Source organism: Novosphingobium sp. ERW19 (assembly GCF_012641315.1).
Lineage (GTDB): Bacteria > Pseudomonadota > Alphaproteobacteria > Sphingomonadales > Sphingomonadaceae > Novosphingobium.
The window spans coordinates 206,695-232,102 of sequence record NZ_JABAIC010000003.1 but is presented as its reverse complement, the minus strand read 5'-3'; the positions used below and the strand labels follow the sequence as shown (position 1 = coordinate 232,102).

The following is a 25,408-nucleotide window of genomic DNA, read 5'->3' as shown; positions in this document are numbered from 1 at the left end:
AGGCGAGTGCCCCTCAAATTCATGGTCATCCTCCTCCAGGGGCAGCTGGATTCGCCGCCCTTCACCGGGGGTCCATTTATGTTACGAACTAGTCCCTGTCAAATAACTTGTGACTGGTTAGTTACACTTTGTGTCGTTCAACCAGAAAGGCAGCGGCCGCGCAGATCAGCAAGGGCACGCAGTATGCCGCGAAAAGTGCAGGTAATGGTGCGTTTGCCGCCATGAGATAGCCGCCGAGCATCGGGCCGATCACGGCACCGCCACGGCCGACGCCGATGGCCCAGCCCACGCCGGTTGCGCGCACCTCTCCGGGGTAGGCGCCTGCCGCAATCGGCCAGACGCCGTTATATCCGCCCTGCAGCAGGACCCCGATCAGGAAGGCGACGACCAGCGTGAGCCATACCGGCATCGTGACAGACCCGAACACGACCATCGCCACGCCTGCCCCGGTCAGCATTGCCGGAACGAGCTTTCCCAGTGGTACGCGCAAGGCAAGAAAACTCATTGCCATGGTGCCCACGAACGCACCGAGATTGTAGAGCGCGCCCGCATAGATACCGTTGGTTTCCGAAAGCCCCGCCGCGATGGCGAGCTTGGGGATCCAGCTGACGATGAAATAAAGCACCATCAGCCCGAAGAACACCGCGCACCACAGCGCGACGGTCCGCGCGCGCAGTTGGTCGGCGAAAAGGTGGCCGACCTTGCCCGCCGATCCTCGCCCTTCTCCGGCACTGGGCTGCCCATGCGGGAGAACCAGCCACGCTGCCGGGAGCAGTGCAACAGTGAGCAGTGCAGCGCCCAGAAGCATGGCCTGCCAGCCATGGATCGGAAGCGCCTGTGCCACGATCAGTCCGGTAAACACGGCCGCAAACGGATACCCCGCCTGGACCACGCCGACCGCGAGATTGCGTTGCGTGGGCGGCGCACTTTCGGCAGCCAGCGCCGCCATCGCCGCAAGGACCGTGCCGATTCCCGACCCGACAATCACGCGCATCGCAAAGAGCACAGGCACGCTTGGCGCGAAACTGCTGGCAAACATGCCGAGCGACATCAGGCACAGCGCGGCAAGGATGACAGCGCGCCGCCCCAGCCGGTCCGCAAGCGGAGCGATGAACATTCCGCCGATCGCCATCCCGATCAGCCCGGCGCTGAACAGGTTGCCCATCGTTGCGGAATCGATGGCCCATTCCGCCTGCAAGCGGGGCGCGATGAACGACAGGATCGTGACGTCAACCCCATCCGCCATATTGATCGCAAAGCACAGCGCGACGATTCCGAGCGCCTTTCGTGTCCACGATTCAGGGCCATCCGCGCTCTCGGCGCCAGTGGGGGGAAGTGCCATTCGTCCTCTCCTTTTGGCGCAAGGGCAGACGTCCGGCCGATCCATGGGTGAGCAGCAAAGTGCTGCCCAGCAGGTCAGTCCTTTTTCGTCACCCAGGCCAGAATGATGTCCGCCACCTGCCCGGCCCGACGCTCGATTGCATCGGGGCTGGTCATGTCCACCCCGAAGTTGTGCGCGAAGGTGAACTGGTTGGAGACGTTGTAGAAACTCAATGCGGTCAGGTTGAGGTGGAGGTCGACCGGGTCGATGCCCTCACGGAACACACCCTCCGCCTGCCCACGCGCGATGATGCTCTCGAGAATGCCGATGACCTTGCGGTTGCCCTGCGGCAGGCCCTCGATCTGCTTGAGATGTTCGGCGCGATGGATGTTCTCGTTCATCACCAGCCGCACCAATTCGGGATGGCGCGCGTGATAGCGCACGTCATGCTCGATCAGGCGGCGCAGGGCATCGCTGGCACTGCCGCTCTCGATGTCGACTTCGGCCTCGCTCTCGCGCACGCGGGCATAGGCGCGCTGAAGCACCGCACGGTAGAGCTCGTCCTTGCCCTCGAAATAGTAGTAGATCTTGCGCTTGGTCGCCTTGCCCGCAATTTCGTCGATCCGCGCCCCGGCGAGGCCCTTTTCCACGAACTCGTTGGTCGCGATGTCGATGATCTGGTTGATCGCCTGCTCGCGGCTTTCCGCGCGGCTACGGCGGGCCGGCTTCGCGCTCTGCTCTGCGGTGGCATCTGTTTCGGGCAAGGTGGCATTCTCCGCGACTGGCGTCGGGTGCAGCAGCTTCGCCTGAAGCGCCCGCCCCGTATCGCGCGATGCTAGCGCCATTTCCGACTGCGGTCTGCCCATGACGCGGCGCGCGCGCGGGTTTTCCCCACCCGTCACCGCCGCTCCGGCCGCCGCATCGGAATTTCCTTTCACAATCCTCCCCTTGCGCCCAAACCGCATTTGTGTAACGAACTAGTCCCTAACATTTAGATATGTCAACCTCGCAAGAGTCGGGGCGCCGGAGAGCCTGAAGCCGCCATGAAGACGTCAATCGCCACGGTTTCGATCAGCGGCACGCTCGATGCCAAGCTGCAGGCCATCGCTGCTGCCGGATATGACGGGGTCGAAATCTTCGAGAACGACCTGCTCTCCACACACTTCTCGGCGCGCGACATCTCGAGCATGATGGCCGACCTCGGCCTTGCCTGCACCATGTTCCAGCCGTTCCGCGATCTCGACGGCTTGCCCGAACCGCAGCGCACCCGCGCCTTCGATCGGCTCGAGCGCAAATTCGATGTCATGCAAGAGCTTGGCACCGACCTCCTCCTGCTCTGCTCAAGCTGCTCACCGATTGCTTCAGCCGACAGAGCCATGACCATCGCCGACCTTCACGAGGCAGGAGAGCGCGCTGCGGCGCGCGGCCTGCGCATCGGCTACGAGGCGCTGGCGTGGGGGCGCCATGTCAACGATCACCGCGATGCCTGGAGCATCGTTCGCGATGTTGACCACCCCTCGATCGGCCTGGTCCTCGACAGCTTCCACTCGCTTTCGCGCCGTATACCCTCCTCCAGCATCGGCGATATCCGCGCCGACAAGCTGTTCATCGTGCAAGTGGCCGACGCACCGGTGCTCGACATGGACCTGCTGCAGTGGAGCCGCCATTTCCGCTCGATGCCCGGCCAGGGCGATTTTCCGCTGGACGAGTGGGCCGATGCCATCCGCAAGATCGGCTACCAGGGCTACTGGAGCCTCGAGATCTTCAACGACCGCTTTCGCGCCGGTTCGGCGAGCGGTGTGGCGCTGGATGGCTATCGCTCGCTCCGCCTCCTTGAAGGCGGCATCACCAAGAAGTCCGCCTCTGCGTCGGCACTGCCTGCGCGCGTGAGCACAACGGGCATCGAGTTTATCGAATTTGCCGCAAGCCACGAAGAAGCCGAAGCGCTGGGCGCGATGCTCCGTCCCCTCGGCTTCCGGCCCGCCGCGCGGCATCGCAGCAAGGATGTCACCCGCTGGACGCAAGGCGGGGCGAGCATCGTCGTCAACTGCGAACCCGAAGGCCTCGCACACAGCTTCGATATGGTCCACGGCGCTGCCGTTTGCGCACTGGGTCTAACGGTGCCCGACGTTTCCGCCGCCCTCGCCCGCGCCGATTTCCTGCGCATCCCGCGGTTCGAGCAGGCAGTCGGCCCCGATGAGTGGCCCATCCCGAGCGTGCGCGGCGTTGGCGGCAGCCTGATCTACCTCGTCGACAAAGCCAGCCGAGAGGCAATGTGGGCACATGAGTTCCCCCACGCGCTCGAACCCGAAGCCGCGCCGCTGCTGACTGGCATCGACCACATCGCACAGACCATGCAGTACGAGGAATTCCTCAGCTGGCTGCTATTCTACGTCGCCCTGCTCGATGTCGAGAAGACACCGCAGCTGGAGATCGCCGATCCGATGGGACTCGTGCAGAGCCAGGCTGTGGAGAATGCCGACCGTTCGGTGCGCTTCACGCTCAACGGTTCTCTCGCCAGCCAGTCGCTCACTTCGCGCTTCGTTCAGAACTACTTCGGCGCAGGCGTACAGCACATCGCTTTTGCCACCACGGATGTCTTCGCCGTGGCCGAAGCCGCCCAGGCCGATGGTCTGCCGATGCTGGAAATCCCGCGCAACTATTACGACGACCTTGGAGCACGCTGGGGCCTCGATCCCGCTCTGATCGAGCGGATGGCCCGGCTCGGCATACTATACGACTACGACGGCGAAGCGGAATACTTCCAGTTCTACAGCCGCGCCTTTGCCCGCCGCGTGTTCTTCGAAGTGGTCGAGCGCCGTGGATACGCGGGATACGGTGCAGCCAATGCACCGATCCGCCTTGCCGCACAAGCCCGGCACAAACCCGAATATCTTGGTTGAGGACTCCGATGCGCCCGATCGCCCTACTCGCCGCTCTCTCGCTCATTGCACCAGTCAGCGCTCAAGCCACGGAACCTTTGCTTGCATTCGCGTTCGAGGAAACGGTGACGCTCGATGCCGACGTGCCTGTTGGCCAGACCTCGCTTGGCACGCGCAACATCGTACCCATCACCGGGGGCACGTTCGAGGGGCCCGGTATCCGCGGCACAATCATGGGCGGGGGCTGGGACTGGCAATTGCGGCGGGCCGATGGCTGCCTGCAGATCAAGGCGGACTATATGTTGCGCACCGATGATGGGGCAGTCATCAATGTCGTCAACACCGGCGTCAGCTGTCGCGCCAAGGACCCCAAGGCGGTTGTCCGCACCCACCCCGTCTTCGAGGCACCGCAGGGCAAATATGACTGGCTCTCGCAAGGCTGCTTCATCGGCACGCTCGATCCGGTGAGCCTCCCCGGCGGCAAGCGCGCGGTGCGGATCCGCTTCTACCGCGTCACCTGATCGCCCAACGACAACAAGATCAAGGAGAGGACAAGATGGCCCGTTTCACCCCGCTGCTGGCGCTCGCCTGCGCCACTCTCGTCACCGCTCCCGCCTGTGCGAAGGCGCCCAGCGAGCGCCAGGTCCCGGTCAACCCCGAGCCCTCGATGGCCGACAAGTTCCCGCAAGTGCCCGTCGCCTTCCCCGGCGGGGTCAAGGCGTGGCGCGACGTGACCTATCAGGTCAATCCCGGCTACCGCCCGCAGATCGTCGACATCTATGTGCCCGCCGGCAAGGGCCCGCATCCGCTGGTGCTTTACATCCATGGCGGTGGCTGGATGGGCGGCCACACCCGCCAGTCTGGCGCCTTCGACGACTTCCCGAAGATGCTGGCCGCCTTCGCCGCCGAAGGCTTTACCGTGGCCAGCGTCGAATACCGCCTCTCGGGCGAAGCCACCTTCCCGGCGCAAGCGAAAGACGTCTTCGCCGCCGTGCGCTTCCTTCGCCAGAACGCCGCGCAGTATCACATTGACCCGGCCCGCGTCGGTGTGTTCGGCGGTTCTGCAGGCGGTCATCTCGCAGCGCTTGCCGGCCTTGCCTGTACTGGTGGCAAGATCGACGCCACGCTGGATCCCGCTTCGGCCGAGGACGCCTGCGTTCAGGCCACCGCCGCATGGTACGGAATCTACGATTTCGCCACGATGCCGCGCATCACCCAGAAGGATTCCGCCGAACAGCGCCTGCTCGGCTGCAAGGACGGGGCGTGTGCTCCCGAGGCAATCCGCGCCGCCAGCCCGATCACGTACGTCGATGCGAAGGATCCGCCGTTTCTCCTGCTTCACGGTGTTGACGACAAGGTCGTGCCCGTCGCGCAGTCGCACCAACTCGAGGCCGCGCTGAAGTCTGCCGGCGTGCCGGTCAGCGCAACCTACTACTCGGCCACCGACCACAGCTTCATGGGCCAGACGCCCGACGACACCCGCAAAACTTCGCTCAAGGCGATGAACGCCACCTTCGATTTCTTCCACGACAAGCTGGGAGTGGCGCGCAAGTGATCCGCAAGCTGATCGCGGCGCTGCTCCTCGCCGCAGCACCTCCGGCTCTGGCCGAACCAATCGCCGTCGACGGGGGGCAGATCGAAGGCGTCACCCTTGCCTCCGGCGTCGAGGCCTGGCTTGGCGTGCCCTTTGCCGCGCCCCCCTTGCGTGACCTGCGCTGGAAGGCGCCGCAGCCGGTGCAGCCGTGGCAAGGCGTTCTCCACGCTGATCGCTTCGCCCCGGAATGCCTGCAACCCTTGCGCGGCGCATTGCAAAACCACTACTTCGGCAACGAAGCGACCAGCGAGGATTGCCTCTACCTCAATATCTGGGCGCCTAAGAACGCGGCCAAGGCTCCGGTCGTGGTGTGGATTTACGGCGGCGGATTCAATATCGGCTCGGCTTCGATGGCCAACTACTCCGGCGAGCCACTGGCGCGCGATGGAGTGGTCCGGGTCAACCTGGCCTACCGCGTCGGTGCGCTGGGTTTCCTGGCCCATCCAGGCCTTACCGCCGAAGCCGGGGCTTCGGGCAACTATGGCTTAATGGACCAGATCGCGGCGCTGCAATGGGTTCAGCGCAACATCGCCAGGTTCGGCGGCGATCCTGCCAATGTCACGATTGTCGGCCAATCGGCCGGGGCGATGTCAGTCTCGTTGCTGCAGGCGTCGCCGCTGGCCAAGGGCCTCTTCGCGAAGGCCGTGGCGATGAGCGGCAGCGCCTTTGGCGGGATGCTCGGCCCGGTGTCGCTGGCCAAGGCCGAAGAACAAGGCCTTGCCCTGCAGCAGGAATTGGGAGCGGCCTCGCTCGCCGAAATGCGCGCCCTGCCCGGTGACCGCTTTGTCGCCGCGACGACACGGCGCGATCCCGTCGTCCGCGATGGCAAGGTCGTCACCGGCTCCAACGAAGAGGTTTTCGCCGCACGTCAGCAGTCCGACATCCCTGTACTGATCGGCTACACCCGCGACGAGAGCTTTCGTCCCTTCGCACCTGCGGAGAACAGCCTTGGCCTCGCTACGGCTGTGCGCGAACGCTATCCTGCGAGCGCCGATGCAATCCTGAAGGCATATGCTGCAAGCGGTCCGCGCGCCGCCACCGACATCGCGCGCGATGGCACGGTCGGCCTGCAGATGGGCGACTGGGCGCTGGCACAGCGCAAGTCCGGCACCGCGCCTGCCTACGCTTACCTGTTCACGCGCCGGCAGCCTTATGCGCCGGGAATCGTCTTCAGCGATCACGATCCGGCCACGGCCGGTGCTTACCACACCGGCGACGTGCCCTATTGGCTGCGCACGCGCGATGCCCTGAACCTGTTCCGCGCCACCCGCATCTGGGAACCGGCCGACCAGTCTCTCGAGAACGAAATGGCCGGCGCGCTGCTGTCCTTCGCCCGCACCGGCGTGCCACTTAGCGCCACGATCGGCGCCTGGCCTGCCTTCAACCCGGACCGCCCGCAACTGGTCTGGCTGGGGGAAAAATCGTCGGTGGTGACCTGGCCGCATCTAGCGGACTTCACCTTGCTGCGGGGCGGCAAGACGCCAACCCGCCCGGCAACCTCTCGGCCAAGGGACTGATGCGCCCATTCTTCCGGTTGTTCTGCGCGGCAATCGCGGCACTGCTCGCCTCCGCCCCGGCGCGGGCGCAGCCTGCTGACTGCAGCGCGGATGCAGAACTCACCTATGTGTGCGGCCTGCAGAAGCCGGAGGATTTGCTGGCCCTGCCCGGCACCTCATGGCTGGTCGTGAGCGGATTTGCCAAAGGCGGCGGCCTGAAGCTTGTCGACGCCCGGGCACGATCCTACCGGCAATGGTACACCGGCGACGAAAGCCAGCTTGCCCACGACGCGGAAGCCTTCCCCGATTGCCCGGGCCCGCCGGACCCCGCCTTGTTCAACACCCGCGGTCTGTCATTGCGCCCCTTGGCGGTCGGCCATTTCCGCCTGCTTGTGGTCAACCACGGCGGGCGGGAATCGATCGAGGCATTCGATGTTTTGATCGAGCAGGGCAAGGAGCCCAACCTGCAATGGCGCGGTTGTGCGGCCATGCCTGAAGGACAGGTCGGCAACAGCGTGGCGCAGTTCGCGGATGGGACAATGCTGGTCACTGTCCTTACGCGGCCCGGCACCTCCATTGGCGATTTCATGCTCGGTCGCAGGACTGGCGCCGTCTGGCAGCGTAGTCCCGGCGAACGGAATTTCCGGCTCCTGCCCGGCACGGACCTTCCCGGCAACAACGGCATAGAGATCGATCCCGACCAGCGCCGCTTCTATGTCGTGTCCTTCGGATGGCACGCCGTGGTCGTCTTTGACCGCAAAGACACCCGCCGCCCCCTCGCCCGCATCACTGCGCCCGATTTCATGCCCGATAACATTCACTGGACCGGCGGACGCCTCCTGCTTGCCGGAATGCGGCTAGACGAACCGGCCTGCGGCGGCTTGCGCAAGGTCGTGAACGGAGAGGCAGACCCTATGCTCTGCAAGCGAGGCTGGGTCGTCGGCGAGGTCGACGCAAGCGCCGGACGCATTGCCACTTTCGCCTATGGCACTCCGCGCCAGTACTTCAACGGCCTGTCGGCAGCCGCCTTGGTGGGACAAGAACTCTGGCTCGGTTCCTTCCAGAGCGAACGGTTGGGATTCACAGAAAGGTCCCAGGGCCCGAGATAGATGTGAGCTGTTTTTACGACAGCCAGCCTGACCGCTTCACATCTTGCAATGGCCCATTTGCAGCTTGCCGACGATTTTCCTTGGGAAAGCACCTTCAAAAAGGTGGTGCCGCTTACGTGACTCGAACACGTGACCCCATCATTACGAATGATGTGCTCTACCAACTGAGCTAAAGCGGCGTGCCTCTTGGGCAGGGGCGCCGTTTAGCCAGCACCTGGGTGCTAGGCAACCCTTTTTCGCCGGTGCCGGATCGATTCAAGTTGCCCGGTCGGCGCTCCATTCGCTGACAGCCGAAACCATGGCGTTGGCGATGTGCGCAACATCCTCCTCGCTAGCGATGAGTGGGGGCGTGGTGTACAGGATATCGCGGAACGGACGAAGCCAGACACCGCTTGAAATGCAGCTTGCGGACAGGCGATCGGCGGGCGCAGGACCATCCAGCTGGATCACGCCGATGGCACCGCGCACACGCACGTCCCTTACCCCAGGCAAAGCGCGGGCAGGTTCGAGCAACGTCTGGAGTTGCCGACCGATCGCGCTGGCTTGAGCCAGACGCGGCTCCTGTTCGAAAAGATCAAGCGAAGCATTGGCGGCAGCGCAACCCAGGGCATTGCCCATGTAGGTCGGCCCATGCATCAGCGCATGCATCGGATCGTCGGACAGGAAACCTTCGTGAATGCGCCGACTTGCGATCGTGGCGGCAAGCGGCAGGGTCCCGCCGGTCAAGGCCTTCGACAATGTGACAATGTCAGGCTGCACGCCGGCGATCTCACAGGCGAACATCGCATCGCCAAGTCGCCCGAGCCCCACGAAGATCTCATCGAAAATCAGCAGGAGTTCGTGCGCATCGGCAAGGCGACGCAGCGCCTGCAATGTAAACGGATCGTGAAACACCATGCCGCCCGCGCCCTGCACCAAGGGCTCGACAACAATGCCGGCAAGATCATGGCCATGACGATCTAGCAGTTCGCCAAGCGCAGCCTCTTCCGCAGGATTTGTTGGGAGGTTGACCACGATCTGATCGAGCAATGCCCCCTTGAACAGGCTGTGCATGCCTTCATCCGGATCGCAAACGCTCATCGTTGCAAAAGTGTCGCCGTGATAGCCGCCTTTGAAGCAGAGGAACTTCACTCGGCGCCGTCCGCGATTGAGCCAATATTGCGAAGCCATCTTCATTGCGACTTCGACTGCGACCGAGCCGGAATCGCTGAAGAACACGTGGTCCAGATCGCCGGGCAGCAATGCAGCGAGCCGCCGCGCGAGAGTATAGGCCTGCTCGTGGGCCAGACCGCCGAGCATGACATGGGGCAGCGTTTCTAGCTGGCGGCGCACCGCTTCTTCGATGTGGGGATGGCGGTAGCCATGGACGCAGGCCCACCAGCTGGAAATGCCGTCTATCAGTTCCCTTCCGTCGGACAGACGAAGTCGAGTACCGGCCGCCGAAGCCACCGGAAGCGGCGCTCTGGCAGTTTGCATCTGGGTGTACGGGAGCCACACATGCTTCCGACCCGTGTCGAACCAGTCTGGGGCGGTCATGTGACTGTCCTTGTCCTCTTGAGTCTGTGCTGAGGGGCCGCTCGGAAGGGCCAGCGTCCGATCGCCTCCCATGGCCCGCCCAGATAACGGTGCAGCGCCAGTCCGGCAAAGGCAAAGCGGGACGGCTCGAAATTGCTTGTCAGCAGCTTTTGCAATGCGCGCGCTTCGCCTTGCGAGACCTTGTTCTGGACAGTCACATGGAGACGGGGGCGATGGCTGTCCTGCAACGTCAGCATTCCATGAAAGTGCTCGGCAATCGCATCGCGCAAGGCGCTCATGGCAGGGCTTTCGATCAGGAACGCGGTGCCTGTGCCAAGATCCATGACCTGCCGCACCTGCGCATTGATTGGCGGCGTGGCGCTTGCCATCCGGGACAGCAGATCGCGCGCCTCCGCCTCAACCTGCGGGGGCAGGGAATGGAACAACGTGACGTGCGCTGCGATCCAGTTGCGCTCTGCGGGAAAGTGGGCGCGGCGCAGACGGTCGAACCGGGCCTGCAAGTCTGGCGGCAGGGTAGCTGTCACCACCAGCGGAGCTGTTCGGGAAGAAGGCGAGACCACGTCGTCTGCCTGAGCAACATTCACAGTTATTTCAAGTGGATTGGAGAAGTGGGAACATTCGGCAAAGTCGAAACGGCGGCATGCGTCCGCTGCCCGGCACAGCCGGAATGTTCCCTGGATACTGGAGAAGCAAGCTCCTCCCGTGCCTCCGGTGTGTACACCTAAGCGATGTCACTTAAGAATGGAAGAACCCATGACTAACGCAAATCCTGCCGGAATGGCGCGGTATCACAGGTCGCCGCGTGCCTTCCGCAGGGCGAACCATTTGGCAACATTGGCATTATGCTGTTGCAAGGTGTCCGCAAAGACGTGACCGCCGGTCCCATCGGCAACCATGAATAAAGCATCCGTTTCGGCAGGATCCAGCACCGCAGCGATCGAATCGCGTCCAGGATTGGTGATCGGTCCCTTTGGCAGGCCTACCATCGTGTAGGTGTTGTACCCGTTCACCGCCTGGATTTCGGATTGGCGAATACGCCGGCCGAGCGGCTTGCCCTTCGTGATCGGGTAGATGATCGTCGGATCGGCCTGCAGCAACATGCCCTTGCGCAAACGGTTGGAGTAGAGCCCGGCAACCATGCGACGCTCTTCAGGCTTGCCGGTTTCCTTCTCGACGATCGAGGCGAGGATCAGGGCTTCCTGCGGCGTCTTGGCGACAGTCCGTGCAGTGCGCTTGGCCCAAAGCTCGGCCAGCGTCTTGTCCATTGCTGCTTGCATCCGCTTGAGCACTGCGGCGCGTGGTTCGCCCTTTTGCCAATCGTAGCTGTCCGGCAGGACCGAGCCTTCCTCGGGAGCGGAAATCTCGCCGGTCAGGTCCTTGTTGGCTGACAGGCGCTCTGTCACGAGGATCGACGGCATGCCTTCTGGAATGGTGATCAGGCGGCGGATGACCTTGTCACCCTTGAGGATTTCGAGAACCGTCGCTTCGCTGGCCCGCTTGGGTATCAGAAAAGAACCCGCCTTGATCTCAGTGCCGCCGCCGAGCAGCTTTGCCCGCAGCTTGAACAGCGTGGCCGAACCGATCGCGCCTTGTGCCTGCAGATCATCGGCCAGCAGGCTCAGTCCCTCGCCTTCGCCGACATCGAATTCGAGCTGCTTCTCGAGCGGGCCGGACGCGTACCAGCCGCCGACCAGCCACGCCGCAGCGGCCAGAAGGACGAAGGCTGCCGCAAACAGCGGCAGCCTTGATCGACGACGGCGGGCCATCGCTTGCGTCCTTAGTCTTCGATCGCCTTGACGATCACGCTGGCATTGGTGCCGCCAAAGCCGAACGAGTTGTTCAACGCCGCGCGGACCTTGCGCTGGCGGGCCTTGAGCGGCACGAGGTCAACGCCCTCGGTGCCTTCGTCAGGATTGTGCAGGTTGAGCGTAGGCGGAACGATCTGGTCGCGAATCGCAAGGATGCAGAAGATCGTCTCGACCGCGCCGGCGCCACCGAGCAGGTGGCCGATGGCCGACTTGGTGCTGCTCATCGAAGCACCCGCGAGGTCGTCACCCAGCACACGCTTGACTGCGGCGAGTTCGATGGTGTCGGCCATTGTCGAGGTGCCGTGGGCGTTGACGTAGTCGATGTCGCCCGGCTCCATGCCCGCCTTGCGCATAGCCATGCGCATGGCGAGTTCGGCGCCCTTCCCTTCCGGGTGCGGCGCAGTGACGTGATAGGCATCGCCCGACAGACCGTAACCGACGACTTCGGCGTAGATCTTTGCACCGCGCGCCTTGGCGTGCTCATATTCTTCAAGCACGACAACGCCAGCACCCTCGCCCATCACGAAGCCATCGCGGTCCTTGTCATAAGGACGGCTCGCCTCTTCCGGACGGTCATTGTAGCTGCAGTTGAGGGCGCGAGCCTGCGCAAAACCTGCCACGCCCAGCGGGTTGATGGTGCTTTCCGCGCCGCCTGCCAGCATCACGTCGGCATCGCCGTCCTTGATCATGCGCGCGGCATCGCCGATCGAGTGGGCGCCAGTCGAGCAAGCCGTGACAACAGCATGGTTCGGCCCCATCAGGCCATACTTGATCGAGACCTGGCCGGAGATCAGGTTGATCAGGCGGCCGTGGACGAAGTGCGGAGAAACACGGCCCGGCCCCTTCTCGTGCAGGACAATCGATTCGCTCTCGATGCCGGGAAGACCGCCGATGCCAGAGCCGATCGAGCAACCGGTGCGCATCTTGAGATCGTCGTCCATGTCGGCGAGACCGGCGTCTTCCAGCGCCTGACCGGCCGCATCGATGCCGAAGACGATGAAGGGATCGACCTGGCGCTGGATCTTGTGATCGACGCGCTTGCCGGCATCGAAGCCGTACTCGTGGTCAGCCGGCTTCACTTCGCAGGCGATCTTGCACTTCTGGTCGCTGGTGTCGAACTTGGTGATGAGCCCTGCCCCGCTCTTGCCGGCAAGCAGGTTCTTCCACACGGTTTCCACGTCCGCGCCCAGTGGGGTGACGAGGCCAAGTCCGGTTACGACGACACGACGCATTGAATTCTCCGGAAAATAAGCAAACAGGCCCAGCCCCTGAATTAGGGCTGAGCCTGCCGAAGTCCTCCCCTGCCCGACATCGAGTGCCTTGGCAGCCCTTCGACACGCTCAGGGCAATAGGGGGATGTGGGCGATCAGCCCTTGTTTTCGTCGATGTACTTGATCGCGTCCGAAACGGTCGAGATCTTCTCGGCCGCATCGTCGGGGATCTCGACGCCGAATTCTTCTTCGAACGCCATCACCAGCTCAACAATGTCGAGCGAGTCAGCGCCCAGATCGTCGATGAAGCTGGCTTCTTCGGTGACCTTGTCAGCCTCGACGCCGAGGTGCTCGACAACGATCTTCTTAACGCGGTCGGCGGTATCGCTCATGAAATGCCCCTTCGAAGGAAAGCGGTTGGTTATCTGTTTCGGTCTTCGCCCTAATCAACGCAAAGGGCGCTGGCAAGAGGCGCGCTGTGGATCACCTCAGCGCACGCCCTGTCCGTCTCAGCCTTTTGTCTGCTCGACGACGCGGATGTTGAGCTCGCGCAGCTGCTTGAGTGCGGCCGGAGAGGGCGCGCCCATCAGCAGATCCTCGGCACGCTGGTTCATCGGGAACAGCGTGATTTCGCGCAGGTTCTGCGCTCCGCAGATCAGCATGACAATGCGATCGACGCCTGCGGCCATCCCACCGTGCGGCGGCGCGCCATACTGGAAGGCGCGGTAGAGGCCGCCAAAACGCTCCTCGACGTCCGCCTTCGAAAGCCCAACGATCTCGAATGCCTTGACCATCGTTTCGGGCGACTGGTTGCGGATCGAGCCTGAGGCGATCTCGAAGCCGTTGCAAACGAGGTCGTACTGGAAGGCGTTGATCGTCAGTGGATCCTGCGTGTTCAGCGCCTCGATTCCGCCCTGTGGCATCGAGAACGGGTTGTGGCTGAACTCGACCTTCTTGTTTTCCTCGTCCCACTCATAGAACGGGAAGTCCACGATCCAGCACAGCTCGAAGCGGTCCTTGTCGATCAGGCCAAGCTGGTCGGCGACGCGGGTGCGGGCAGCGCCTGCAAGCTTGGCGGCCTGGCTCTCCTTGCCAGCGGCGAAGAAGCAGCCGTCATCCGGGCCGAGACCGAGCCTATCGAACAGCGCGGCCATCTTGTCGGCCCCGTGGTTCTTGGCAATCGGGCCGCCGAATTCGCCGCCCTTGCGAGTGACGTAGCCAAGCCCTGCATGGCCTTCGCTGCGCGCCCAGTCATTCATGTCGTCGAAGAACTTGCGGCTCTTGTCCGCGGTGCCCGGCGCCGGGATCAGGCGCACGACGCCGCCGGTGCCGACGATCTTCTCGAACAGACCGAAGCCCGACTGGGTGAACTCCTCCGAGACATCCGAGATGATGACCGGGTTACGCAGGTCGGGCTTGTCCGAGCCATACTTGAGCATGGCTTCGGCATAGGGGATGCGCGGGAAGCTGCCAGTCGGGGTAACCTTGCGGCCTTCGGCGAAGGCTTCAAATACGCCGCCGATGACCGGCTCCATCGTCTCCCAGACTTCTTCCTGGGTGACGAAGCTCATCTCGAGGTCGAGCTGGTAAAATTCGCCGGGCAGACGGTCTGCACGCGGGTCCTCGTCGCGGAAGCAGGGCGCGATCTGGAAGTAGCGATCAAACCCCGCTACCATCAGCAGCTGCTTGTACTGCTGCGGCGCCTGCGGCAACGCGTAGAACTTGCCGGGGTGGATGCGGCTCGGCACGAGGAAGTCGCGCGCGCCTTCGGGCGAGGACGCGGTGAGGATCGGCGTCGAATATTCGGTGAACCCTGCGCCTTCCATCCGGCGACGCATGTCAGAAATGACCTTGGTGCGGGTTACGATGTTGGCGTGCAGCGTCTCGCGGCGCAGGTCGAGGAAGCGATAGCGCAGGCGGATATCTTCCGGATATTCCTGCTCACCTGCCACCGGCATCGGCAGTTCCTCGGCAGCCGACAGCACGGTTGCGCCGCGCGCGAAAACTTCGATCTCGCCGGTCGGGAGGTTGGCATTGATGGTGCCTTCCGAGCGCGCCTTGACTTCGCCGTCGATCGTTACGACCGATTCCACACGCAGCGCTTCCAAGATCGGCAGCGCCGGGCTGTCGGCGTCCGCGACGATCTGGGTCATACCGTAATGATCGCGCAGGTCGACGAACAACACGCCACCGTGATCGCGCTTGCGGTGTACCCAGCCCGAAAGGCGGACGGTCTGCCCGACATCACCGCGCTTAAGGGCGCCGCAGGTATGGGAACGGTAAAGGTGCATCGAAACTCTTTCCAATCGGTCTGCAATCGGGCAGGGGGAATGGGCGGCTAACAGGCGATGGCCGCGCTTTTGTCAAGCCACGCCCCTACCAACGCCGACTAGGCCGACGAAGGAGGGCGGGCCAGCCGAAGCCCCCGGCAGGGAGCACCACCTGGTCGCCCTTATCGGCGCGCCATACAGAAAAGACCGATGAAGATACATCCCCTGATCACGACGACCGACGCTCTGGCCGACTTGTGCGAGCGTCTGGCAAAGGCCGATTTCATCACGGTCGACACCGAGTTCATGCGCGAGAACACCTATTGGCCGGAACTGTGCCTGGTGCAGATCGCCGATGACAAGGAAGCGGCGGCGATCGATCCGCTGGCCCCAGGCATCGACCTGTCCCCCCTGCTCGACCTGATGTGCGAGAACGAGGACGTGCTCAAGGTCTTCCACGCTGGCGGGCAGGACGTGGAGATCATCTACAACCTCACCGGCAAGACCCCTCACCCGATCTTCGATACCCAGATCGCGATGATGGCGGTCAGCCAGTCCGAACAGATCGGCTACTCCAACCTCGTCGAATCGTGGCTCGGCTTCTCTATCGACAAGGGCGCGCGCTTTACCGATTGGTCGCGTCGCCCGCTGACCGAACGCCAGATCGAATACGCCATCGGCGACGTTACCCACCTGTCGAAGATCTTCCCCAAGCTGCTCAAGCGTCTGATCAAGACGGGCCGTGGCGAATGGCTCGACATCGAGATGGAGAAGCTCGCCGATCCGGAAAATTACCGGACCGACATGGACACCGTCTGGCAGAAGATCCGCGCGCCCAGCCGCAATCCCGGCGTGCTCGGCCGCCTCAAGGCGCTTGCTGCCTGGCGCGAGCGTGAGGCGATGGACAAGAACATCCCGCGTGGGCGGATCATGCGCGATGAAACGCTGGCCGATATCGCCAGCCACCCGCCCAAGGAGCAGCAGGACCTTGCCAAGGTGCGCGGGCTGTCGACGGGATGGAAGGATAACGACATCGGCCGCCGCCTGATGCAGACGCTGGCTGACGCCAGGCCGCTGACCGATGCCGAGATGCCGCCCAAGGCACCGCGCGGTGCGCCGCTCGGCAAGGAAGGCGCGCTGGTCGCCGATCTGCTCAAGCTCCTGCTCAAGATCCGCAGCCGCGAGATCGACATCGCGGCGCGCCTTCTCGCGCGGACGGACGATCTCGAACTGCTGGCAGCCGGTCAGCGCAAGAACCTCCCGATCCTCGAAGGCTGGCGCTTCGAACAGTTCGGCCGCGACGCGCTTGAACTTGTAGAAGGCAAGCTGGCATTCGCCGTGGTCAACGGCCGGCTCAAGATGGCGCATATCGACGACATCGGCGGCACATCGGAGCAGCCCGAAGTCGTCGTCCACGTGGATGAATAGGTCAAGATGAGCACATACCTGCCCACGCTCAAGCAGTTGCAATACCTAGTGGCCCTGCACGAGCATGGGCATTTCGGGCGTGCGGCGGATTCGTGCTTCGTATCGCAATCGACGCTGTCAGCCGGCCTGCGCGAACTGGAATCGCTGCTGGGCGTCGTGCTGGTCGAACGCACCCGCCGCGTCGTGCGCTTCACGCCGCTGGGCAATCAGGTGGTCGCCAAGGCACATCGACTGCTGCGCGAAGCCGAGGAGCTTTCCGAACTGGTGCAGAGCCACGGCGCCCCGCTGGCGGGTGAATTGCGCATGAGCGTAATCCCGACGATCGCGCCGTTCCTGCTGCCGCGCATCCTGCCGCGCCTGCGCAAGGAGCGCCCTCAGCTCAAGCTGTTCCTGCGCGAGGAGCCGAGTGCCGCAGCGATCGAATCGCTCCACCATGGCCGGGCCGACTGCGTGCTGCTTGCCCTCCCCTATGCCACCGGCGAAGTGGAAAGCGAGTTCCTGTTCAAGGACGAGCTGCTTGTCGCCTTCCCGAAGGACGATCCGCGCGATCCTCCGGCAACTATCACCGCAGACCTGATCGACGAAAACCGCCTGCTCCTGCTCGAAGACGGCCACTGCCTGAAAGAGCATGCCCTGGCCGCCTGCAACCGCCCCGAAATGCGCGCCAGCGCCACGATGATCGGCACATCGCTGCACACGCTGGTGCAGATGGTCGACAACGGCCTCGGCCTCACCATGCTGCCACAGATGGCAATCGACGCTGGCATCCTGCACGATACCCAGATCGTCGCTCGCCCGCTGAAGGCTGACCACGCCTGGCGCGATATCGCCCTCGTCTGGCGCCGCAACAGCCCGCGCGCGGAGGAGTTCAGGATGCTGGCGCAGGAACTCCGGACCGATTGATCTCCTAGACCCCCGCCAGCACGACCCCCGCCAGCACGAGCCCCGCCAGCGCACAGACGCCTAGCGTAGTGATGATGCCCATGCGCAGACGGAAGATCATCACCGCGCTTGCAACCGTGATCACCAGCGCTTTCCAGTCAAGGGAGGCGATGTCAGGCAAGTCCAGCGTGATAGGCCCTGCGCTGATCGGCGCAATGCGTGCAAACAGCACGTGCAGGACGAACCACAGCGTGAGGTTCGCAATCACGCCCACCACCGCCGCAGTGATCGCCGCCAGCCCGCCCTTCAGACGCGGCGCGTTCTCCAGCCGATCCAGCCATGGGCTGAAAGCGAAAATCCACATGAAGCAGGGCACGAATGTGACCCACGTAGTCAGCACGGCCCCCAGAAATCCGGCAAGGTAGGGGCCGAATGGCTCCGGCGAGCGGAACGCGGCAAGGTAGCCCACGAACTGAGTGACCATGATGAGGGGCCCGGGCGTTGTCTCGGCAAGGCCCAGCCCATCGGCCATTTCGCCGGGCCGCAGCCAGCCAAACCCGTCGACCGCCTGCTGCGCCATATAGGAAAGCACGGCATAGGCCCCGCCGAAGGTAACGACTGCCAGTTGGGAGAAGAACACGCCGATCTTCCACAGCACGTGGTCGGCACCCAAAGTTGTCAGCACCAGAGCCAAGGGCAGTGCCCAGATCATCCCGCCCACGGCAATAGTGCGCATCGTTGCGCCCCAAGGGCGCGGACCGCTGGGCTCGACCGGCGCGCTGGCCTTGACCCCGAGCAGATCCGGCCGGCGCTTTGCAAGCACCATCCCGAACACCCCTGCTCCCAGAACGACCATAGGGAACGGCACGGCGAATGCTGCCAACCCAATGAAGGCCGCCATCGCAATGATCTTCTTGGTCGGCGTGCCAAGCGCGCGCCCGGCAATGCGCAAAAGCGCCTGCACGACAATCGCCAGGACGGCGGCCTTGATGCCGAGAAACAGGGCGGAGAACCAGCCCAGACCCGCAGCGGCCGCATAGAGCATCGACAGCGCGAGAATCACTACGGCCCCCGGCAGGACGAAGAGCAGTCCCATGGCCAGCCCGCCGCGAGTGCCGTGCAGTTTCCAGCCGATCCACGTGGCCAGCTGCTGCGCTTCCGGGCCAGGCAGAAGATGGCAGAAATTCAGCGCGTGGAGGAACTGGTCCTCGCTCACCCAGCGGCGTTCGTCCACCAGTTCGTGATGCATCAGGGCGATCTGCCCGGCCGGACCACCGAAACTGAGGCAGCCGATCCGCGCGCCCACGCGCACCAGCTCGGAGAAATCGGGTGTATTCAACAGATCTGCACGTTCACTCATGAGCGGCCCATTCACCTGCGGCCCGCAAAGCGGGCCGTACAGGCAACGCTTGGGCTTCTGCCATGGCAGAACGCCTGACCGGGAGGTTGCATCGCCCCGGACATCCAGTAGCGCTTAGTTAACTGTCATCATCCGGAACCGCAAGCGGCTCAATCCATGTGCTTGAGACCGACGCGCAGGTAGTCCCACCCCGTGACTACGGTCAGCACTGCAGCGCCCCACAGCGTGGTGAGGCCGACGGTATGCGGCACGTTCACCGTCAGGCTTCCTGCCGTCATGAGCCATTCGGGCAGGGCCTGCCCGAGGATCAGCGCGCCAAGCGAGACCATCTGGAACGTCGTCTTCCATTTGGCGAGGCGGCTGACCGGCACCGAGACCCGCAGCCCCCCGAGAAACTCGCGCAAACCGGACACCGCAATCTCGCGCAGCAGGATCACCAGTCCGGCGATCACGTGCATGTCGCCAACGTAGGGCCCGCGCAGCACGCCTTGCGCAGTCAGCACAAGGATCACCGCCGCCACCATGATCTTGTCGGCAATCGGATCGAGGAATACGCCAAGCTTGCTTACGGCCCCTTGGGCGCGGGCAAGATAGCCGTCGAAATAGTCGGTGATCCCCATCAGGCAATAGACGCCGAATGCAAGACCATAGCCAAGGCGCCACTCGGGCCACCACAGCAAGGCCGCCAGCAAAGGCACGGTCACGATCCGGGACAGGGTGAGCAGGTTGGGCAACGTCAGCATCGACGACAGGCATAGCCTGCATTCGCGCCAAACGGAATCGCAACATTCACCGCTTAGGGCAGCCACCGCAAAACCTCTTGCCCGCAATCCTCACCGGGCTAAGGGTGCGCTCAAGAAGAGATGTCGGCAAAGGGTTCATGACAACATCGACGCATCTGGTGCGCACGCGCCGCTTCCTGCCGCTGTTCGTCACCCAGTTGCTGGGGGCCTTCAACGACAATCTCTACAAGAACGCGATGGTCCTGTACGTCGTGTACAGCGTCTACAACTCGGAAGCCGCCGAAGCGCGCTTCTCGGCCATTGCTTCGGGCCTGTTCATCCTGCCGTTCTTTTTGCTGTCAGCACTCGCGGGTCAACTTGCCGACATGCGCGACAAGGCGAAGATCATCCGCATCGTCAAGGCCTGCGAAATCGCCATCATGCTTGTTGGCGGAACCGGTCTGGTACTCGCGTGGATGGGTGTCGAAGTCGAACAGATCGCCATTCCCCTGATGCTTGCAGCCCTGCTGGCGATGGGCGTGCACTCCACCTTCTTCGGCCCGATCAAGTACGCCATCCTGCCGCAGCATCTGCACGACGGCGAAGTGCTGGCGGGCACCGGACTGGTCGAAGCCGGCACCTATATCGCGATCCTTGCCGGCACGATTCTGGCGGGCTGGATCCCCGTCGAAGTGGCGGCAGGCGGCGTGGTCGTCACTGCATTGATCGGTTACTTCTCCGGTCGGCAGGTTCCCCCTGCCCCGCCGATGATCGAGGCGCAGAAGATCGATTTCAATGTGTTCACGTCGTCATGGCGGCTGATTGCCAACACAACGCGGCACCGGCAGGTGTTCATGGCGATCGTGGCGATCAGCTTCTTCTGGACCGTCGGCACGGTATTGTTCATCCAGTTTCCGCCGCTTGCCAAGAACGTGCTTTCCGCCAGCAAGGAAGTCGCCAGCCTGTTCCTGGTGATGTTCTCGATCGGCATTGCCATCGGCTCGATGTCGATCAACGCGCTGCTCAAGGGCACCGTCTCGGCGCGTTATTCGCCCGCGTCGGTGATCGTGATGGGCCTGTTCATCGCCGCCTTCCATCAGGTTTGCGATTACTGGCCCGCGCATCCCGGCATGCCGCTGATGGACGTGTCCACCTTCATCGCCCAACCCCTCGCCATCCCTCTGCTGCTATGCCTGCTCGGCATCGCCGTGGCCGGCGGGATGTTCGTCGTGCCGCTCTACGCTTTCCTGACGACCGTGGTCGACAAGTCGGAAACAGCCCGCACGATCGCTGCCAACAACATCGTTAATTCCGGGGCCATGGTGGCAGGCTCGCTGCTCGCGGTGGGCCTCAGCGCAGCAGGGGTTGCCATTGTCGATCAGTTGCTGCTTGGCGCCGCGATGTGTGTCGTCTCGGCTTGGCTGGGCTACCTGCTCTACCGCGCGGAACGAGCCGCCAAGGCAGCCTGATCAGGCGATAAACACCATGACTGCCAGGAAGCAGGCACAGTAGGCGATCAGGAAGTCGCGCAAGTCCTGCATGGATATGTGCCGCAGATTGACCGGCTCCGACCGTATATCTGTTTCGCGCAGCAGAGCCTCCGCCCGCTTCATCGCCGCCAGCACTTCCGGTTCATGGCGTGGCAGTTCGCGCAAGGCATGGCGGGGCAGTTGGGCGCGGAACGGGTGGCGTGCGGTGCCGTAGGCGGTGCTGGGCGACATGGTCATGACCGAACCTTAACGCTTTATTCACCTTTCGGTATCCCGCCATATCGCGCTTTTTGCAGGCGTGCCTGTTCGGGACAGTCTGGCGCAAGAAGAAAGTGGCCGCCCCATCAGGGACGGCCTCCGGTGATCGGCCTGCCGATCAAAACTGTTCTGGCAACAGATCAGATGTCGTCGCCAAGCGCACCCTTGACCTTGCCGGCCACCTGCTGCGCCTCACCCTTGCGCTCTTGCGCGACGCCTTCGCCATGAAGGCGGGCATTGTCGGTCGCCTTGCCCGCTGCCTGCTTGGTGTTACCAATGGCTTCGTTGGCGAGGCCCTTGGCCCGATCGGTCAGTTCACCCATCTTGGATCTCCTTGAATCTTCAGCGACGTTTCATCGCTTCCACGGAGATCAATACGCGCCGAATCCCCCTCGGTTCCGGCTCAAACCGCTCCTGCCATGCGCAGGATAAGGTTCCATTCGTCCGGCCGCACCGAGCCCACGGACAGTCGCGAAAGGCGGATCAGATCCATCTCCTGGAGTTCCGGCGTCGCCTTGATCTGCTTGAGGGTGACCGTTTGCGGCAGCTTCTCGACAGGCTTCACCTTGACCGCCGCCCACTTGCCTTCAGGGTCGGTCGGATCGGTCAGCCCGCCTTCGCTGATCACGATCACGCCAACCACTTCAACGCCAATGTTGGAATGATAGAAGAACGCCAGATCACCCGCCTGCATCGTGCGCAGGTTGCGCGCAGCCAGGTGATTGCGCACGCCGTCCCATGTCCCCTCGCCCTCGGCGATAAGGTCATCCCAGCCGTAGACGTCCGGTTCGGACTTCATCAGCCACAAGTTGCGGCCAGCGGTGTCGGCAATGTTGATTTTGGTCATGAAACCCCACGCGAATCCCGTTACAGGCGGTTTCCATAGCGACAATTTTCCGAACTGGAACACCATGCCCCTGCAAACCCTGCCGGTGATCTCGCTCAAGAGCGAGCCCGCAACGCTTTCCCGTGACCTCGGCGAATCCTTTCAGAGCTTCGGCTTTGCCATGGTTCGTGACCACGGTATCGATGCCGACCTGATCGCACGCGCCTGGGCGCTCACTGCCGAATTCTTTGCCCTGCCCGAAGATGAAAAGCGCAGCTACCACATCGATGGACTCGGCGGCGCACGCGGCTACACACCGTTCGGCACCGAGATCGCCAAGGGCGCCAAGCGCCACGACCTCAAGGAATTCTGGCACGTCGGTCGCGATCTGCCGGCGGACCATCCACTCGCTGCGATGTCGATGTTCCCAAACATCTGGCCAACCCGCCCCGCAGGCTTCCGCGAGACTTTCGAAGCGCTCTATGCCGAATTCGACCGCGTCGGCGCGCGCATTCTCTCGCGCATCGCGGTGTGGCTGGGGCTCGATGAGCACTGGTTCGATCCGGCGATCGAGGATGGCAACTCGGTCATGCGCCTGCTGCACTATCCGCCGCTGCCTGCCGATGCGGAGCCCGGTGCAATTCGCGCCGGCGCGCACGAGGATATCAACCTGATCACGCTGCTGCTGGGCGCCGAGGAAGCGGGTCTCGAACTGCTGACCAAGCAGGGCGAATGGATCGGCGTCTCGCCACCCGAAGGCGCGCTGGTCGTCAACATCGGCGACATGCTGCAGCGCCTGACCAACCACGTCCTACCCTCGACCACGCACCGCGTGCGCAACCCCGAAGGCGAGCGCGCCCGCCACAGTCGCTATTCCATGCCCTTCTTCCTGCACCTGCGCAGCGACTTCCCCTTCAAGACGCTGGACCAGTGCATCACGCCGCAGAACCCCGACCGCTACCCGGTCTCGATCACCGCTGATGACTACCTGCAGGAACGCCTGCGCGAGATCGGGCTGAAGAAGTGAAGGTGAGCGACGCCGCGCTTCATCCCTAAGCGCGGTGTCGCACTCTCATCCCGCAGGCCGCTCCACCGGGACGACGTTGTACTTCCGCACCTCGTCCTGGCTCAGGCAATAGCGCGTCGAAGGGTTCTCCTTGGTCGCCACTGCCTGCTGCTTGTACATCACCTCGGTCAGCAGCTTGCGGCTGATACCCATGCGGATCAGGAAATCGTTGTCCTCGCTGGCGAGAAGCGCACTCGCCTGCTCGATCTCTCCGATCAGCCGCGTCGTCTCCTCGGTGCCTTCGTCGACCGATATCTCGATCACGTCGCGGTCGCCGGTGTGCGTAAACATGTGGACCATGAACATGCCGCCGGGCTCCACAAAGCGGCGATCGCCCCCCATGAACACGAAATTGCAGGCAGAAAAACAGGTCCACCCCGCAGGAATGCGGGTGACCATGCCGGGGTAGGACCGAATCACCTTCCCCGCACGATTTCCGGCCGCAGCATCCCCCCCGCGCGATTTCAGCCAGACCTCCTCGATCCGCTCGTCCGCATCGATTGCCGCCTTCAGCCGTTCAGGCAGGCGCGAATCGATGATGCCATCGGCGATCAGCACCCGCTTGCCGCCCTTGTCGACGGGGGTCAGCGTCATCGCCCTGGCAACGCCCCAATCCGGCTTTTCAGGGCACGTAGGGTTCCGTGGGTCCATTGCGACCGGTTTTGCGGCCCCGGTGCCCAGCAGCAAGGCAAGAAACGGGAGAACCAGCCGCATCAGGCCGCCAGCGAGTAACGTGCCGAGCCCGGCGCGCGACACATGCGCTTGTTCGCGGTGGTCTCCTCACCGTTGACGATGATGACGTCGGTCACGGTGATGCACTGGCGTCCAACCGCTCCGTTCGAAGCTACCTCGTCATTACGCGCGGTGATTGTCGAAGTGCCCGAGACGTTCTCGCGCGTGTTCGACGTCCATGACGAGCTGCTGCCCACCTCCTCGCCACGTGTCGCTTCCACCGTTGCCTCGGCAGCCTGCTTCTGCTCCTCGGGATCGAGGCGGCAGGCGATCGCATTGGTGAGGGTGTCCGCAAACTCGGCGGAGGGAAAATAGCTGCCAATGCCAGCCGAACTGGCTGCACGGCCAATGCCCTGCCCGAGCAATCCCCCAAGGACAGACGACCCGGCACTCTTGCTCTTGCCCTTGGGGCAGCCGTCCGTGCTTTTCTGAGATGACGACGAACTGCGCGGGATGGACGGGATGCTGAAACCCCCGAACTGCGCCGAAGCCTGGCTTGCCACCAGGGCAATGGCGGCGAAAGTTGCCGTGATGCGGCAGGAGGTGGCGAAAGGCGTGGGGGCGCGACGCATGACAAGTCTTTCCAACAATGTAGCTTGTGCGGCCCTTTAGTTGATTGAACGCTAGCAAGGCTGTGATCTTCGTCAATCGCGGCGCGACGGGCTGATCACATCGCCGGCCTCGAAAGCCTGGTGCACCAACGCAAAAGGCCGCCCGAAGGCGGCCTTTCGAAGGAGGGATGGTGGAGCCTAGCGGGATCGAACCGCTGACCTCCTGCATGCCATGCAGGCGCTCTCCCAGCTGAGCTAAGGCCCCATTTCCCATCAGGTTCACCCTGGGAGGCGAACCGTTCCGGCGGTGTATCTCGCCGGGAGCCGCGCCTCTAAGGGAGGTTGTCTTGGCTGGCAAGACGAAAAAACCGTCCCGGGAAATTTTTTGGGGCCGGCCCGAAAACCGACCCCAAAAACATCAAACTTCGTCGTCGTCGCCGTCGTGGCCGGCAACGCCCAGATCATCGTCACCGCCGAGGTCAACGTCGTTGTCCGGCGAATCGCCGTCCTCGTCGATGTCGAGATCCTCGTCGGCCAGATCGACGTCAGGCGCGACGTCGGCCTTTTCCTTCTGGATCTCTTCGTACGGAATCGGCTGCTTCGACTTGAGCACCGGCTCGGCGGTCCAGGTGTACTTGCACTCGACGCAGGTGATCGGGTCAGCATTGCCCAGATCGTAGAAGCGGGTGCCGCACTTCGGACAGCTGTGCTTGGCGCCCCATTCCGGCTTGACCATGAAACTTCCTCAAGACTGGCCCGGCAGGACAGAACATCGCCGGGCGGAGAAACTGCACGCTTGATGGGTCCGCGCTCCCGCGGAATCAAGAGAGCGCGCGCCTTGCCATAGCGGCGCGCTGCTGTCAAAA

25 protein-coding genes and 2 tRNA genes are annotated in these 25,408 nt (G+C 63.4%); 9 read left to right on the top strand and 18 right to left on the bottom strand.

Annotation, left to right across the window (positions count from 1 at the left end):
* Positions 1–121 precede the first annotated feature (121 nt).
* Both HGI46_RS07185 and HGI46_RS07180 read right to left on the bottom strand, forming a co-directional pair.
* Positions 122–1,342 carry an MFS transporter gene (locus HGI46_RS07185; protein WP_168903636.1) on the bottom strand — a complete coding sequence of 407 codons (1,221 nt, stop codon included), beginning with the start codon at positions 1,340–1,342 and terminating at the stop codon, positions 122–124.
* Between the two features lie 74 nt (positions 1,343–1,416).
* A complete protein-coding gene (locus HGI46_RS07180) occupies positions 1,417–2,259 on the bottom strand; it encodes a TetR/AcrR family transcriptional regulator (protein WP_346766686.1) in 843 nt (280 codons plus the stop codon).
* Positions 2,260–2,364: 105 nt separating this feature from the next.
* Here HGI46_RS07180 and HGI46_RS07175 point away from each other — a divergent pair, with 105 nt between their 5' ends.
* Genes HGI46_RS07175 through HGI46_RS07155 form a run of 5 tightly spaced genes read left to right on the top strand, consistent with a single transcriptional unit; the run spans position 2,365 to position 8,402 of the window.
* The gene (locus HGI46_RS07175) at positions 2,365–4,224 is read left to right on the top strand and encodes a sugar phosphate isomerase/epimerase and 4-hydroxyphenylpyruvate domain-containing protein (protein ID WP_168903635.1); all 1,860 of its coding nucleotides are present in this window, start codon (positions 2,365–2,367) and stop codon (positions 4,222–4,224) included.
* Positions 4,225–4,232: 8 nt separating this feature from the next.
* Positions 4,233–4,724, top strand: a complete 492-nt coding sequence (locus HGI46_RS07170; RefSeq protein ID WP_168903634.1) for a DUF3237 domain-containing protein — start codon at positions 4,233–4,235, stop codon at positions 4,722–4,724.
* A 35-nt stretch (positions 4,725–4,759) separates the two neighbouring features.
* The gene (locus HGI46_RS07165) at positions 4,760–5,758 is read left to right on the top strand and encodes an alpha/beta hydrolase (RefSeq protein ID WP_168903633.1); all 999 of its coding nucleotides are present in this window, start codon (positions 4,760–4,762) and stop codon (positions 5,756–5,758) included.
* Positions 5,755–7,314: a carboxylesterase family protein gene (locus HGI46_RS07160; RefSeq protein ID WP_168903632.1), complete on the top strand. Its 1,560-nt coding sequence runs from the start codon at positions 5,755–5,757 to the stop codon at positions 7,312–7,314. Before HGI46_RS07165 ends, HGI46_RS07160 begins: the two co-directional genes overlap by 4 nt.
* Positions 7,314–8,402, top strand: coding sequence for a hypothetical protein (locus HGI46_RS07155; protein WP_168903631.1), 1,089 nt, complete (start codon positions 7,314–7,316; stop codon positions 8,400–8,402). Before HGI46_RS07160 ends, HGI46_RS07155 begins: the two co-directional genes overlap by 1 nt.
* Positions 8,403–8,505: 103 nt before the next feature.
* Here HGI46_RS07155 and HGI46_RS07150 read toward each other — a convergent pair.
* The 7 genes from HGI46_RS07150 to aspS form a co-directional block, all read right to left on the bottom strand.
* Positions 8,506–8,581 (bottom strand) — tRNA-Thr (locus HGI46_RS07150).
* Positions 8,582–8,657: 76 nt separating this feature from the next.
* The gene (locus HGI46_RS07145; protein ID WP_168903630.1) at positions 8,658–9,938 is read right to left on the bottom strand and encodes an adenosylmethionine--8-amino-7-oxononanoate transaminase; all 1,281 of its coding nucleotides are present in this window, start codon (positions 9,936–9,938) and stop codon (positions 8,658–8,660) included.
* A complete protein-coding gene (locus HGI46_RS07140) occupies positions 9,935–10,498 on the bottom strand; it encodes a 2'-5' RNA ligase family protein (RefSeq protein ID WP_168903835.1) in 564 nt (187 codons plus the stop codon). Before HGI46_RS07140 ends, HGI46_RS07145 begins: the two co-directional genes overlap by 4 nt.
* A 228-nt stretch (positions 10,499–10,726) precedes the next feature.
* Positions 10,727–11,704 carry an endolytic transglycosylase MltG gene (gene mltG, locus HGI46_RS07135; RefSeq protein ID WP_168903629.1) on the bottom strand — a complete coding sequence of 326 codons (978 nt, stop codon included), beginning with the start codon at positions 11,702–11,704 and terminating at the stop codon, positions 10,727–10,729.
* A gap of 11 nt (positions 11,705–11,715) precedes the next feature.
* Complete coding sequence (fabF, locus tag HGI46_RS07130) at positions 11,716–12,978, bottom strand: beta-ketoacyl-ACP synthase II (RefSeq protein WP_118073327.1); 1,263 nt, start codon at positions 12,976–12,978, stop codon at positions 11,716–11,718.
* A gap of 134 nt (positions 12,979–13,112) precedes the next feature.
* The gene (locus HGI46_RS07125; RefSeq protein ID WP_011444997.1) at positions 13,113–13,349 is read right to left on the bottom strand and encodes an acyl carrier protein; all 237 of its coding nucleotides are present in this window, start codon (positions 13,347–13,349) and stop codon (positions 13,113–13,115) included.
* A 117-nt stretch (positions 13,350–13,466) separates the two neighbouring features.
* Complete coding sequence (gene aspS / locus HGI46_RS07120; protein WP_168903628.1) at positions 13,467–15,248, bottom strand: aspartate--tRNA ligase; 1,782 nt, start codon at positions 15,246–15,248, stop codon at positions 13,467–13,469.
* Between the two features lie 189 nt (positions 15,249–15,437).
* Between aspS and rnd the strand changes: the two genes are divergently transcribed.
* Together rnd and HGI46_RS07110 are read left to right on the top strand one after the other, a co-directional pair.
* Complete coding sequence (gene rnd, locus HGI46_RS07115; RefSeq protein WP_168903627.1) at positions 15,438–16,655, top strand: ribonuclease D; 1,218 nt, start codon at positions 15,438–15,440, stop codon at positions 16,653–16,655.
* A 6-nt stretch (positions 16,656–16,661) separates the two neighbouring features.
* On the top strand, positions 16,662–17,558 hold the full coding sequence (locus HGI46_RS07110) for a hydrogen peroxide-inducible genes activator (protein ID WP_118073325.1): 897 nt from the start codon (positions 16,662–16,664) through the stop codon (positions 17,556–17,558).
* A gap of 4 nt (positions 17,559–17,562) precedes the next feature.
* Here the strand turns inward: HGI46_RS07110 and chrA are convergent, their stop codons facing one another.
* Both chrA and pgsA read right to left on the bottom strand, forming a co-directional pair.
* Positions 17,563–18,897, bottom strand: coding sequence for a chromate efflux transporter (gene chrA / locus HGI46_RS07105; RefSeq protein ID WP_168903626.1), 1,335 nt, complete (start codon positions 18,895–18,897; stop codon positions 17,563–17,565).
* Positions 18,898–19,046: 149 nt separating this feature from the next.
* Complete coding sequence (gene pgsA, locus HGI46_RS07100; RefSeq protein WP_118073323.1) at positions 19,047–19,640, bottom strand: CDP-diacylglycerol--glycerol-3-phosphate 3-phosphatidyltransferase; 594 nt, start codon at positions 19,638–19,640, stop codon at positions 19,047–19,049.
* Between the two features lie 137 nt (positions 19,641–19,777).
* On the opposite strand from pgsA, the gene HGI46_RS07095 reads away from it, so the two are divergent.
* Positions 19,778–21,088 (top strand): MFS transporter, encoded by a 1,311-nt coding sequence (locus HGI46_RS07095; RefSeq protein WP_168903625.1) that lies wholly within the window; start codon positions 19,778–19,780, stop codon positions 21,086–21,088.
* Here the strand turns inward: HGI46_RS07095 and HGI46_RS07090 are convergent, their stop codons facing one another.
* From HGI46_RS07090 to HGI46_RS07080, 3 genes are all read right to left on the bottom strand, one after another.
* Entirely contained in the window at positions 21,089–21,346 is a 258-nt protein-coding gene (locus HGI46_RS07090) for a hypothetical protein (protein WP_168903624.1), read from the bottom strand.
* Positions 21,347–21,507: 161 nt separating this feature from the next.
* On the bottom strand, positions 21,508–21,690 hold the full coding sequence (locus HGI46_RS07085; protein ID WP_168903623.1) for a CsbD family protein: 183 nt from the start codon (positions 21,688–21,690) through the stop codon (positions 21,508–21,510).
* An 80-nt stretch (positions 21,691–21,770) separates the two neighbouring features.
* Positions 21,771–22,214, bottom strand: a complete 444-nt coding sequence (locus HGI46_RS07080) for an EVE domain-containing protein (protein WP_118073320.1) — start codon at positions 22,212–22,214, stop codon at positions 21,771–21,773.
* A 64-nt stretch (positions 22,215–22,278) separates the two neighbouring features.
* Here HGI46_RS07080 and HGI46_RS07075 point away from each other — a divergent pair, with 64 nt between their 5' ends.
* Entirely contained in the window at positions 22,279–23,220 is a 942-nt protein-coding gene (locus tag HGI46_RS07075) for a 2-oxoglutarate and iron-dependent oxygenase domain-containing protein (RefSeq protein WP_118073319.1), read from the top strand.
* Between the two features lie 45 nt (positions 23,221–23,265).
* Here HGI46_RS07075 and HGI46_RS07070 read toward each other — a convergent pair whose 3' ends face one another.
* The 4 genes from HGI46_RS07070 to HGI46_RS07055 all read right to left on the bottom strand — a co-directional run bounded on the left by HGI46_RS07070 (position 23,266) and on the right by HGI46_RS07055 (position 25,278).
* On the bottom strand, positions 23,266–23,853 hold the full coding sequence (locus tag HGI46_RS07070; RefSeq protein ID WP_240946628.1) for a hypothetical protein: 588 nt from the start codon (positions 23,851–23,853) through the stop codon (positions 23,266–23,268).
* Between the two features lie 119 nt (positions 23,854–23,972).
* On the bottom strand, positions 23,973–24,563 hold the full coding sequence (locus tag HGI46_RS07065) for a hypothetical protein (protein WP_118073318.1): 591 nt from the start codon (positions 24,561–24,563) through the stop codon (positions 23,973–23,975).
* Between the two features lie 168 nt (positions 24,564–24,731).
* Positions 24,732–24,807: transfer RNA gene (locus tag HGI46_RS07060), tRNA-Ala, on the bottom strand.
* A gap of 153 nt (positions 24,808–24,960) precedes the next feature.
* The gene (locus HGI46_RS07055) at positions 24,961–25,278 is read right to left on the bottom strand and encodes a TIGR02300 family protein (protein ID WP_118073317.1); all 318 of its coding nucleotides are present in this window, start codon (positions 25,276–25,278) and stop codon (positions 24,961–24,963) included.
* Positions 25,279–25,408: the final 130 nt, after the last annotated feature.

Bases quoted from the DNA above. Each gene is read 5' to 3' on its own strand.
- HGI46_RS07065 (WP_118073318.1), bottom strand. From the start codon at position 24,563: ATGCGTCGCGCCCCCACGCCTTTCGCCACCTCCTGCCGCATCACGGCA.
- fabF (WP_118073327.1), bottom strand. From the start codon at position 12,978: ATGCGTCGTGTCGTCGTAACCGGACTTGGCCTCGTCACCCCACTGGGC.
- HGI46_RS07085 (WP_168903623.1), bottom strand. From the start codon at position 21,690: ATGGGTGAACTGACCGATCGGGCCAAGGGCCTCGCCAACGAAGCCATT.
- HGI46_RS07075 (WP_118073319.1), top strand. From the start codon at position 22,279: ATGCCCCTGCAAACCCTGCCGGTGATCTCGCTCAAGAGCGAGCCCGCA.
- aspS (WP_168903628.1), bottom strand. From the start codon at position 15,248: ATGCACCTTTACCGTTCCCATACCTGCGGCGCCCTTAAGCGCGGTGAT.
- HGI46_RS07070 (WP_240946628.1), bottom strand. From the start codon at position 23,853: ATGACGCTGACCCCCGTCGACAAGGGCGGCAAGCGGGTGCTGATCGCC.
- chrA (WP_168903626.1), bottom strand. From the start codon at position 18,897: ATGAGTGAACGTGCAGATCTGTTGAATACACCCGATTTCTCCGAGCTG.
- HGI46_RS07185 (WP_168903636.1), bottom strand. From the start codon at position 1,342: ATGGCACTTCCCCCCACTGGCGCCGAGAGCGCGGATGGCCCTGAATCG.
- pgsA (WP_118073323.1), bottom strand. From the start codon at position 19,640: ATGCTGACGTTGCCCAACCTGCTCACCCTGTCCCGGATCGTGACCGTG.
- HGI46_RS07165 (WP_168903633.1), top strand. From the start codon at position 4,760: ATGGCCCGTTTCACCCCGCTGCTGGCGCTCGCCTGCGCCACTCTCGTC.
- HGI46_RS07095 (WP_168903625.1), top strand. From the start codon at position 19,778: ATGACAACATCGACGCATCTGGTGCGCACGCGCCGCTTCCTGCCGCTG.
- HGI46_RS07055 (WP_118073317.1), bottom strand. From the start codon at position 25,278: ATGGTCAAGCCGGAATGGGGCGCCAAGCACAGCTGTCCGAAGTGCGGC.
- HGI46_RS07175 (WP_168903635.1), top strand. From the start codon at position 2,365: ATGAAGACGTCAATCGCCACGGTTTCGATCAGCGGCACGCTCGATGCC.
- rnd (WP_168903627.1), top strand. From the start codon at position 15,438: ATGAAGATACATCCCCTGATCACGACGACCGACGCTCTGGCCGACTTG.
- HGI46_RS07110 (WP_118073325.1), top strand. From the start codon at position 16,662: ATGAGCACATACCTGCCCACGCTCAAGCAGTTGCAATACCTAGTGGCC.
- HGI46_RS07170 (WP_168903634.1), top strand. From the start codon at position 4,233: ATGCGCCCGATCGCCCTACTCGCCGCTCTCTCGCTCATTGCACCAGTC.
- mltG (WP_168903629.1), bottom strand. From the start codon at position 11,704: ATGGCCCGCCGTCGTCGATCAAGGCTGCCGCTGTTTGCGGCAGCCTTC.
- HGI46_RS07090 (WP_168903624.1), bottom strand. From the start codon at position 21,346: ATGACCATGTCGCCCAGCACCGCCTACGGCACCGCACGCCACCCGTTC.
- HGI46_RS07125 (WP_011444997.1), bottom strand. From the start codon at position 13,349: ATGAGCGATACCGCCGACCGCGTTAAGAAGATCGTTGTCGAGCACCTC.
- HGI46_RS07145 (WP_168903630.1), bottom strand. From the start codon at position 9,938: ATGACCGCCCCAGACTGGTTCGACACGGGTCGGAAGCATGTGTGGCTC.
- HGI46_RS07080 (WP_118073320.1), bottom strand. From the start codon at position 22,214: ATGACCAAAATCAACATTGCCGACACCGCTGGCCGCAACTTGTGGCTG.
- HGI46_RS07155 (WP_168903631.1), top strand. From the start codon at position 7,314: ATGCGCCCATTCTTCCGGTTGTTCTGCGCGGCAATCGCGGCACTGCTC.